The organism is Streptomyces altiplanensis (assembly GCF_053591575.1).
This window is the reverse complement of record NZ_JBSFUB010000166.1, coordinates 1-9513: the sequence shown is the minus strand read 5'-3', so window position 1 is coordinate 9513 and position 9513 is coordinate 1. Positions and strand designations below refer to the sequence as shown.

Here is a 9513-nt window from a genome sequence, read left to right as displayed (position 1 = left end):
GCCCTCCATGACCACCATGTCGGCGGCCTTGATGAAGCTGCCGATGGTGAGGAGGAGGTGGTGGAGCCGGGCGTCGCCGCGGAGCTTGGTGCGGACGATGTCGGTCCAGCCGACGCCTGCGATGCCGGTGCAGGTGAGGGAGAGGTCGAGGCCGATGACGAGGGGGCGGGGGCCCGCCCCGGCCGGAGCCGGGGCGGGGACCGCGGGGGTCTGGTCGAACAGGGACAGGGTGCTCACTTCGCGGCCCGCTTCCTGGCGTTGTACGCCCGGTGCGCGGCGGCGTGCGCGGCCTTGCACTCCTTGCAGCGGCATCCGTGGTTGGAGTAGGTGCTGCGCTTGCCGTGCCCGGCCATGTCGGCGAGTACGGGGTTGCTGCGGTACGCGGCGCGGCGTTCAGCGCACGCGATCCGGTTGACCTCGCGGCACTTCTCGCAGCGGCAGCCGAGGCGGGTGTAGGTGTAGGTCCGTCCGTGCTGGGCGTAGCTGAGTGGCGTGGTCACTGCTCCCCCTTGATGTGGTTGCAGCCGGTGCACTGCCAGGTGCCGTCCGGGAGCGGGAGGTGGGTGCGGGTGAGGTGGGCGCATCGGGTGCTGTCGCAGACGAGCCAGCGGGTGCCGGGCTCGACGTCGGTGAAGGCCGGGGTGGCGCGGTGGCGGCCGCGGGGCCGGATCACGGAGGGGATGCGGAGCTTCACGGCTTCACCCCGCGCGGCTTGTCCGTACGGCGGTCCTGCCAGTGGGCGCCGTCGAGGATGGTCGGGTTGTTGAGGCCGAGGAGGTCGTCGAGCTGTCCCTCCAGGGAGCGGATGCGCCGGGCCTGCGCTGCGAGTTCGTGGCGGTAGCGGGCGCAGGCGCGGACGGCCCGGCGCAGGCGCCGCAGCGTCCGGGTGTGGCTGAGGGTGGTCACTGCCAGGCTGTTGCGGCAGAGGTCGAGCCGGTCGTCGAGGTGGGTGTTGCGCCCTGCGGTGCGGACGGACGCGACGAGGTGTACGGCGGCCGCCGTACGGGCGTCGTCGCGCTCCTCGACGAGGCGGGCGACGCGCTGCTCCAGGTCGGTGATGCGGCGGTTCTTGGTGGTGAACATCAGCGGTCATCTCCGTTCTGCTGGCGGGGGATGAGCGGCCACTCGGTGCGTACGCCGTCGGCCCACGACTCCTTGCCGGGCGTGCGGCGGAAGTACGCCGCGAGTGACTCGCCCTGCTCCTTCGCCCACGCGACTTGCTGCCTGTGCAGCTCGTGCACCGGCGTCTCACGGAGCTGGGCGTTCCGGACGCCGATCCGCCACGCCACCCGGCACGCGGCGATCGCGTCGGCGTCGGCGCTGTGCGCGCCGTCGAGGCGAACGTCGTAGTGCTGGCACAGGTTCGTGAGGGTGCGGCCGCCCTTGCGGCGGCTGATCTGCTTGTCGAGGACGCGGGGGTCGATGACGATCAGCTCGTCGCCGACGATGTCCGTCAGGGGCTGGACGCCGTGCCTGCGCGCCTCGCGGTCGAGGAGCGTCAGGTCGTAGGCGGCGTTCATGATGACGAGCGGCGTGCCGAGGAGTACGACCTGCGCGAGCGCGGCGACGACCTCCTCTACGGCCTCGCGTGCGGGTTGTCCGGCGGCGCGGGCGTGCTCGGTGGTGATGCCGTGGACCTTGGCCGCCCCGTCGGGGATGTCGATTCCGGGGTCGGCAAGCCAGTTGCCGCTCTGGACGGGCTGGTCGCCGCCGACCTCGACGACGCAGGCGGTGACGATGCGGTCCTGCTCGACGTCGGTGCCGGTGGTTTCCAGGTCGAAACCGCACAGGCGGCCGAGGTGCCAGCTCATGAGCGGCCACCCTTCAGCGTGGCCAGGAAAGTCCGGAGCGCCGTGGCGTTCGCGGTGGCCGGGAGCTGGCCGCCGTTGGCCTTGGCGAACTCCTCCTCCACCTCGTTGGTGGTCATGCCGTGGACGCCGGCCGCAGCGATGATGCGGAACCACAAGTCCTCGACGTCGTCGTCATCGACGACCTCGGCGTCGTGCACCACCTCGCCCTCGGTTGTCGTGGGCGTAGTAGGTGTGGGCGGGGCGGGCGCCTTGAGTTCAGCGGCGCGGGCGGTCAGAACCTTCTCCAGCTCCGGATCCATGTGCGCCGCCTGAACGGCCTTGGTCCACAGCTCGCCGACCGCTTCCGGCGTTGCGGCGGCCGCGGCGAGCACGGCGTAGTCCGGGCGTCCGCCGGTGATGGCGACCCGTTCCGGGCCGGACGCGACCGCCGGGGCGCCGGTGATCTGCCCGGCCATCAGGGCGGCCGGGGTGATCTCGACGTCCAGGGTGGGGACCATGAAACGAGCCGGGCCCTCGTCACGCTGGACGAGCTTCTCTTCCATGCCGAGCCACCCGGCGACGTATCCGCCGGCCTGCGCCAGCAGCTCGGCGGCGGGCGGCAGCTCGGTCGCGGCGTAGTACCCCTTGGTGATGAGGAGCCACTGGCCAAGGGCGGGCACGTCGCGGAGCATTACGTTGACGCGGGTCGTGATCTTGCACTCGCGGTTGTCCGGGTCGCAGAGGCACGGCCGGTCCCGCTTGTGCTCGGTGACGCCGTCGCAGCGGCGCTGGCACTTCGATCCGGCGTACAGTTCGTACCACTGGGACACGGCGTTCTGCGGCGGGATGAGGACCGGGAGCCGGTTGGCCTTGGAGTAGACCTCGAACTCGCTCGGGCCGCCGTTGGCCGGGGTCCAGGGCTTGACCTCGCCGCCGTACAGGTTGGCGACGCCGGTGAGGATCTCGCGGGACGGGGATGTGAAGCGGAAGTGGTTCAGCTTCGCGGGGCTGGTGTACGCGTTGCCCTTCTTGGACACGCCGGACACGACGTGCCCGATACGGATTTCGCCGAGCTGCCGCATGCGGCGCTGGAGGTCGATGATGGGCATCAGGCGGCCCTCTCTTCAGTGGTGTGGGGCAGGGCGAGGGCACTGCCGACGACGGTCTTGGACAGGCCGGACACCCAGTCCGCGGCCTGCTGGACGATGCGGAACGCGGCGAACACGTCGTCACCGCAGGCAACCGGGATCACCCGGTAGCCCTCAGGGCGCAGGTGCAGGACGACCCCGGTGGAGTGCGTGGCCGGCATGGGGACGGTGGACCCGTCCCGCAGCCACGCGACCTCGGCCTTGCGGTACGCCGACATCTGCAACGCGGCCTCGGGATAGACGCCCTTGACGTCCAGCTCACCGCCGGTCTTCGTGTCGCCCATCAGGACGGTGTCCGCCGGGATTTCGAACTCGGCGGCGATGAGCGGGGAGCGAAGCAGGTAGTCGAGGGTTCCGGCGTATCCGGCGGTGCGGTTGCCGACGACCATCTCGGAGGCTTCGAAGGTGACCTGCCAGTCCTCGACGAACTGGAGGAAGTGCCGCAGGTACGGGGCCATCTCCGGGTTGTCGACCAGGTCGGCAGGGATGGGCTCGCCGAGGACGCGGGCCTCGATGATTCGGTGGACGGCGGAGCCGATGTCGGCGCGCTCGTCCTTCTTACGGAGCGGTGCGCGGCGCAGCCAGTCGTACATCTGCGTGCGCTGCTCGGCGCTGCGGGATGCGGCGACGAGAGCGGGCAGGTTGGCGATGGCGGTCTCGGCGACGAGGTTCGCGGCCCAGATGGAGAGGACGTCGCCCTTGGTGGAGCCCTGGGAGAGGATCGTGGTGACGCGGCGGAGTTTGTCGCCGGTGACCTTGTCGCGGTACCAGCCTTGTGAGGGCTGGGGGATGCGGTCGGGTCCGGTGGGTGTGGGGGCCGGGGGCTTGCGCCTGCGGCCGGCGGCCGGGGCGGTGCTCGCCCCGGCCAGCGCGGTGTTCGTCATCAGGCGTCAGCCTCCGGGTCGTACTCGGTGGCGACGGTGATGCGGGTGACGGTGTAGTCCGTGGGCTGCTCGTCGCCGTCGCGGGTGATGACGAGCTCGTACGGGTCATCGGGCTCGGACTCGTCGCCGAGCCAGTCGAAGGACAGGGCGGCCGAAGGGTCCGCTTCGTGGTTGGTCGCGTCGGCCATGCAGTGCGTCCGGGCGGCGGCCGGGTTCGTGTACGTGCCGAGCGGGGTCATGCCCCACGCGGCCCGGTAGACGTACGCGACCGCAGGCTCTGTCTCCAGCTCCACGGCGGGGGCGGCCGACGCCTGCGCGACGGCGAGAGCGAGCGTTGCGTACACCTGCGCCTCGGCGGCGAGTGCGTGCCCGACGACCGGGTCTGCGCCGTCGCCGTAGGTGAAGTGGTGGGCCTGCTTGGCGAGGCGCTCGGCCTCGCGGAAGTGCTCGGGTCCGGTCATCGCTGGCCGCCCTTCCAGGTGTTGAGGGTGTAGAAGCGGCGGCCGGGGTCCTCGTCGTGCAGGACCAGAAGGCCGTGTGCGTGGAGGTGGGCGAGGTCTTCGCGGGCCTGGTGGCGGTACTGGCCGCCGTATCCGGCTGCGTGGTAGAGGTGCTGGACGCGGCGGGTGGTCCACTCGCCTTGGTAGTCGCGTACGGCGTTGCGGAGATGGGCGAGCCGGTCGGCGTCGGGCTGGGGAGTGGACGTCGCGGCCGGGGCCGTGTCCTTCTCCTGCTCGGCGGCGAGGAACAGGCGCACAGCGCCGCGTTGGATCTTCGACGCCATCGTCTCGATGGCGTCTGCCTGCATGGCGTGTTGCTGACTGCCGGTGCTGCGGTACTCCCGCGCCTTCTTGACCAGGTACTCGACGACTTCGCTCTGTGCCTCGCGCAGCACCTCGGCGCGGGACGGGCGGGCCGCCAGCTCCGCATCAGCCACGGCCAATACGGGGTCGACATACGCCCGTACGTCGGCGAAGAGGCCAGCAAGGTTCTTGACCTTCAAGACCGCCGCCGCGTACCGCTCGCGCCGCTCGTCGCGGGCGCTCACGCGGCACCCGCTTCACGCTGCGACGGGACCGCCTTGGGCGCAGCCAGCACCCGCAGACGCTCCGCGAGGCGCAGCACCTGCTGCCCGTACACCGGGACCTTGCCGTCGTCGGCCACTTCGGCGAGGAGGTCAGCGACCCGGGCGTCCCGCTCATGCGTGGCGTGGGAGTCGATGCCCTGCGCCGCCGCCGACCGGGCCAGTTCGGCCAGGTTCACGAGGTCCGCGAGGAGCCCCTCGCCGTCCTCCTCGGCGACGGCCGCGAGGTTCAGCAGCACCGCGGTGAGGTAGGGCGACATGTCGAGCGTCGCGCCGGTCGGCGTCGCGTCGACATAGATGCGGTACGGCCCATCAACGGGCATACGCGGGTCAGCGGGCATCGGTGCCTCCAAGGGCAAGTTCGAGGAGCCAGAAGGCGAGGAACGCGCACGAGAGCGCGAGGAGCCAGATCACGGCGTCACCTGCGCGGAGGTCTGGCGGTCGGCGCAGGTGCAGTCCGGGGACGCCGGCCACCGGCACGGCGCCGCGTGCTTCGGCTCCTCTGCGGGCCACCCGAAGTGGCCGCCCGCGCCGTCGCTCATCCCGTGGTCGCCGTCATGCCCGGCGTCGAGGTCACAGGCGCGGCCGTACGGGCTCGCGTGGCGGCAGAACGGCGCGTCCTCGTCGTCGTGGACGAGCCGCCACCGGCCGGCCTCGCGGTCCCACTCGATGTGCTCGTCCCCGAACGGGTTGGAGATGTGCCCGTCCGGCTCGACGTGGAAGGTGACGTCCGCGTCGACGAGGGCGTTCAGCCCGTCGACCGCCCGCTGCCACGGCGACACGGAGGTCTCGCCTGCCCGCAGCTTCGTCAGCGCGTGCGTCGTGTCGACCAGCGCCTCCCGCAGCTCCGCCGCCCGCTCACGGGCCAGCCGCGCCGCCAGATAGGCACGGGCCAGGGACTGCTCCTCCTCCCACAAGGAGAGGCGAGCACCGTCCAGGTCGGTGTGCAGCTGCGCCAGCTCGGCCGCCGACTCCGGCGACTGGAGCAGACACGCCGACTGAACCGCGAACGCGATCCCCATCGGCGTCCGGTCCAACGTCTGCGCCCGGCAGATCACATCCGCCAACTGATTCAAGGCCTTGGTGTTCATGCCGACACCTGCGAAACCAGGTCGCCCATCGCGTACACCCGGACCCGGACACCGTCGACCTCGGCGCCGAACTCCAGGTGCTGACGCTGCGGAGCGCAGTTGCCCTCCACAACCTCCAACGCCGGCACACCCAGCGCCGCCCGCCATGCCTCCAGCGCGGAGAAGTCCATCGCCTGCACCTCGACGAGGCGCGGCGTGACGTACGACAGGGTGATGAAGGCCGCGGGGATGCCGGGGTAGAGCTCGGTCAGCCGGACGCCCAGGGTGAATGCGGCGCGCTGGTCGGCCAGGGTGATGTGCTCCCAGCGGTGCGGGGCGTACGCGGTGGAAGTGGTGGAGGTAGATTCTGTGGTCACGGTGTCCTCGTTTCTCGTGTGGATGAGGTGCACTGAGGGGTCGTTCCGGATGGCCGTCCGGGCGGCCCCGCTTTGCGTAGTGGGGGAGTCAGGCGCCGACACCGGCGAGCTGCGGCTCGTCCTCGGTGTCGTGCTCCGGGTCGTTTGCCGCGTGCCAGGCCTCGACCTTCTGGAGGTCGAAGCGCTTACCGCCGCCGGCGTACGGCTCCACCGGCATCCCGGCCTTGATCCACTGGCGGATCTGCCAGTCGGAGACGCCGTAGCGGGTCTCCAGCTGCGGCTGGGACAGCAGGGGGAGGAGTCCGGCCGGGAGGGGGGCGAGACGATCAGTCTTCTTCGGCATGAGCCCTTGACCTTTCTACAGTCGCAGTCGAATGTGTGGGCATGCTGAACAGGCGGTGGATCCGGGCGTCGAGCCCTTCGGTGATGAGCCACGCTGTGTGCAGTTCGCAGCGGTCCCGTGCGGTGCGTCCCTTGCCGGTGAGTCGGCCGATCGTGGCCGGGCTGACTCCGCGCCCGTCCGGGTCGACCTTGCGGGTCTTCTCGGCGAGTTCGTCGAGGGTCAGCCCTTGGCGCGTCATTTCGTCGCGTATTGGCTGGCCTTCGCCCTTGCGGAGCAGCTTCGGCATGGGGCACCTCGTGCGGTTGATGCGGGTGAGCTCCTCGGTGTGAGGTGCTGCGACATTTCTACAGTCGCAGTCGCAGCGGTGTCAACGAGAACTGCCGAGACTTTCCGAGGGTTTCCGGGATCCCGGCACTTCTCGAACGCGTGTTCTATGGTGGATGCATATGCCAGCATCAGCGGCGCGTGGCGGGGAGGTCACGCGCTGTACTAGATCGCGCCATGCTTCTACTTTTACTTGCGAAAAGTAGATACGCGAGGGCACCCTTACCCATGTGAAGAGCCAGGAGAACCCCCACCCCGAGGACTTCGCGCAGCTGCTCGCCCGTCTCAAGGACCAGTACCACGTCTCTGACAGCGAGATTGCGCGACGTATCGGTGTCTCCGTGTCCACCGTGAACACCTGGGTGCACCGCAAGCGCACTCCCCGCGACGATGCGTTGCGCGCCATCGCCCACGAGTTCCCCACGTTTACGGAGCCGGAACTCTTCGCTGCCGTCTCGCGCAAGGCGCCGGGTCCGCTTAGTCCTGAGCGCGAGCAGCGCATCCTGGAACTCATCCGCGGCCTCACCGCCGAGCAGCAGGAGATGAAGGAAATCGAGTTGCGGGCGCTCAACGACGCCAACCGCTCGTAGCTTTCGGCCGGCCGTACAACCCTCCGCCGCCCTCGCGAGTCACACGTAAATGGACTCGACCACTCCCAGTGAAGTCGTGGGCAGTTCGTCAACGCAGAGTGGTCGCATATTCACCTAACAGGATGTACGGTCGAGCGCACGGCCGACGTCCTCCCCCGCGGCTGACACCCTGTCGCCTGCCGTTTCGGGGGGATCCCTGATGTGCATTCGTGTTCAGTACGCCTCGCCGGACTCCCTCGTGCTGTGGGATTCCACTGCCCGAGTGATCGGCGTTCCTCAGGGTCTAACACGCGGCGAATCGCTGCGTATCGTGCGGGCCATTCTTGAGCAACTCGCCATAGTGCAGCCCCTCTTCGGTGCACGCTGTTTCTGCGGGGCGCCCGTGCGGCTTCTGCCCCGCGTCCCTCAGCAGCGAAGGAGCGAGCAGGTGAGTCACCGTGGCGCGTAAGGCTACGAACCCTCGGCAGTTGCCATCCAAGGTGTGCGGCTGCCCACGATGCCTGGAGGCGTTCCCCCCGGGCGAGTACAGCGAGCGCCGTCCGGTCCGGGACTGCACCGGATCGTGGCAGGCCCGGTACCGCGACCCCGAGGGCCGGCAGAAGGGCCCGATGTTCCCAACGAAGAAGGAGGCGGAGGCGCACCTCGACAAGGTGCGCACGCAGGTCCGCGAGGGGACCTACCAGGACCTCAACCGAGGCAAGATCACGGTTGAGGAGTGGTACGAGATCTGGTGGCCGACGGTCAAGACGAAGTCCATCACCACCCGGAACCGCAAGATCAGTGCGTGGACGGTGCACGTCAAGCCGAAGTGGGGCAAGCGCAAGCTCAACTCCGTCACCTGGATCCAGGTCCAGGACTGGATCAGCAACGACGTCAAGGGCCACGCCACGCAGAAGAAGGTCCTGGAGCTCCTGCGGCAGATGATGGTTGCCGCGCTCCGCGACCGGCGGATCCCTGTGAACCCGTGCCTTGACATCGAGGTGTCGGCGGCGCCGGCCAAGCACCCGGCGGACATGATCCCGCCGACCCGCGCACAGTGCGACTTGATCCGGCAGGAACTCACCGAGTACTACCGCCCATTGGTAACCTTCCTCGAGGAGACCGGCATGCGGTGGGGTGAAGCGACGGGCCTGCGGGCCTGCAACGTGGACCTCGGCAGCGCCACGGTGAAGGTGAAGGAAGTTCTCATCGACGACCGCGGCAAGATCCGGCGCAAGTCGGCGCCCAAGAGCGTCGCTGGATTCCGGACCGTCCCCCTCACCCCGGCCGCCGTCGAAGCGGTGCAGAGGATGTGGGCGAAGTGGGAGCCAGCAACCACCGAGACCCCGATCGGGGACGGCGAGGACATGCACGCCGAGGAACTCGTATTCCGCGGCCCACTTGGCGGCGCGCTCACCCGGCCGAACTTCCGGCGGCACTGGATCCCCGCCATCAAGGCCGCCGGCCTGGCGCGTCTGGTGAAGAACGAGGAGACCGGGCGGAACGAATACTGGCCGCGGGTCCATGACCTCAGGCACACGTTCGCGACGAGGCTCAAGGACGCGGGAGTGCCGGAGAAGGAGTGCCAAGTCATCATGGGCCATGAGCGGGGCGGCCGGGTGACGTGGCTGTACCAGCACGAGGGCGCTGAGATCGTGGAGCAGGTGCGCGCCGCGCTGGTCACGGGGACGCACGTGAGGCATCTGCGGGCGGTGTCGTGAGTGGCGCCGCCACAACGCCGCCACATCGGCGCCACATGCCCATCTCGAAAGGTCTCGGAATCTCTCGGGGATTCTCGTTTTCGCAGGTCAGCGAATCGCTTCGCCGCTCTCGGAAGGTCTCGGAAACTCTCGGAAGTTCTCGGGGGGTGGTCTACGGGATCTTACAAAGCAGATGTCGGCGGTTCGAAACCGTCCGCGCCCAC

At 69.4% G+C, this 9513-nt stretch carries 15 protein-coding genes and 1 pseudogene; 2 read left to right on the top strand and 14 right to left on the bottom strand.

The genetic code is table 11. The annotated features are described in order from the left end of the window. The 14 genes and pseudogenes from ACWD0Y_RS35170 to ACWD0Y_RS35105 form a co-directional block, all read right to left on the bottom strand. Positions 1-237 (bottom strand): annotated as a pseudogene (locus tag ACWD0Y_RS35170) (hypothetical protein); the annotation flags it as partial. Further along, positions 234-500, bottom strand: coding sequence for a hypothetical protein (locus tag ACWD0Y_RS35165; RefSeq protein WP_450264330.1), 267 nt, complete (start codon positions 498-500; stop codon positions 234-236). The pseudogene ACWD0Y_RS35170 and the gene ACWD0Y_RS35165, both read right to left, overlap by 4 nt. Further along, on the bottom strand, positions 497-694 hold the full coding sequence (locus ACWD0Y_RS35160; protein WP_450264329.1) for a hypothetical protein: 198 nt from the start codon (positions 692-694) through the stop codon (positions 497-499). Before ACWD0Y_RS35160 ends, ACWD0Y_RS35165 begins: the two co-directional genes overlap by 4 nt. Further along, positions 691-1083, bottom strand: a complete 393-nt coding sequence (locus ACWD0Y_RS35155; RefSeq protein WP_450264328.1) for a hypothetical protein — start codon at positions 1081-1083, stop codon at positions 691-693. Before ACWD0Y_RS35155 ends, ACWD0Y_RS35160 begins: the two co-directional genes overlap by 4 nt. After that, complete coding sequence (locus ACWD0Y_RS35150; RefSeq protein WP_450264327.1) at positions 1083-1811, bottom strand: exonuclease domain-containing protein; 729 nt, start codon at positions 1809-1811, stop codon at positions 1083-1085. The genes ACWD0Y_RS35155 and ACWD0Y_RS35150 overlap by 1 nt, the downstream gene beginning before the upstream one ends. After that, on the bottom strand, positions 1808-2899 hold the full coding sequence (locus tag ACWD0Y_RS35145; RefSeq protein WP_450264326.1) for a recombination directionality factor: 1092 nt from the start codon (positions 2897-2899) through the stop codon (positions 1808-1810). The genes ACWD0Y_RS35150 and ACWD0Y_RS35145 overlap by 4 nt, the downstream gene beginning before the upstream one ends. Further along, positions 2899-3822, bottom strand: coding sequence for a hypothetical protein (locus ACWD0Y_RS35140; RefSeq protein WP_450264325.1), 924 nt, complete (start codon positions 3820-3822; stop codon positions 2899-2901). Before ACWD0Y_RS35140 ends, ACWD0Y_RS35145 begins: the two co-directional genes overlap by 1 nt. Then, positions 3822-4283, bottom strand: a complete 462-nt coding sequence (locus ACWD0Y_RS35135; protein WP_450264324.1) for a hypothetical protein — start codon at positions 4281-4283, stop codon at positions 3822-3824. The genes ACWD0Y_RS35140 and ACWD0Y_RS35135 overlap by 1 nt, the downstream gene beginning before the upstream one ends. Continuing rightward, entirely contained in the window at positions 4280-4870 is a 591-nt protein-coding gene (locus ACWD0Y_RS35130; RefSeq protein WP_450264323.1) for a hypothetical protein, read from the bottom strand. Before ACWD0Y_RS35130 ends, ACWD0Y_RS35135 begins: the two co-directional genes overlap by 4 nt. After that, positions 4867-5247 (bottom strand): hypothetical protein, encoded by a 381-nt coding sequence (locus tag ACWD0Y_RS35125; protein ID WP_450264322.1) that lies wholly within the window; start codon positions 5245-5247, stop codon positions 4867-4869. The genes ACWD0Y_RS35130 and ACWD0Y_RS35125 overlap by 4 nt, the downstream gene beginning before the upstream one ends. A 69-nt stretch (positions 5248-5316) precedes the next feature. After that, positions 5317-5997 carry a hypothetical protein gene (locus ACWD0Y_RS35120; RefSeq protein ID WP_450264321.1) on the bottom strand — a complete coding sequence of 227 codons (681 nt, stop codon included), beginning with the start codon at positions 5995-5997 and terminating at the stop codon, positions 5317-5319. Then, positions 5994-6353 carry a hypothetical protein gene (locus ACWD0Y_RS35115; protein ID WP_450264320.1) on the bottom strand — a complete coding sequence of 120 codons (360 nt, stop codon included), beginning with the start codon at positions 6351-6353 and terminating at the stop codon, positions 5994-5996. The genes ACWD0Y_RS35120 and ACWD0Y_RS35115 overlap by 4 nt, the downstream gene beginning before the upstream one ends. Before the next feature lie 88 nt (positions 6354-6441). Further along, a complete protein-coding gene (locus ACWD0Y_RS35110; RefSeq protein WP_450264319.1) occupies positions 6442-6696 on the bottom strand; it encodes a hypothetical protein in 255 nt (84 codons plus the stop codon). Next, on the bottom strand, positions 6680-6982 hold the full coding sequence (locus tag ACWD0Y_RS35105) for an XRE family transcriptional regulator (protein ID WP_450264318.1): 303 nt from the start codon (positions 6980-6982) through the stop codon (positions 6680-6682). Before ACWD0Y_RS35105 ends, ACWD0Y_RS35110 begins: the two co-directional genes overlap by 17 nt. Before the next feature lie 268 nt (positions 6983-7250). Here ACWD0Y_RS35105 and ACWD0Y_RS35100 point away from each other — a divergent pair, with 268 nt between their 5' ends. Continuing rightward, positions 7251-7610: a helix-turn-helix domain-containing protein gene (locus ACWD0Y_RS35100; RefSeq protein WP_450264317.1), complete on the top strand. Its 360-nt coding sequence runs from the start codon at positions 7251-7253 to the stop codon at positions 7608-7610. 608 nt (positions 7611-8218) lie between these two features. Continuing rightward, positions 8219-9310 (top strand): tyrosine-type recombinase/integrase, encoded by a 1092-nt coding sequence (locus tag ACWD0Y_RS35095; protein ID WP_450264316.1) that lies wholly within the window; start codon positions 8219-8221, stop codon positions 9308-9310. Positions 9311-9513 lie beyond the last annotated feature (203 nt).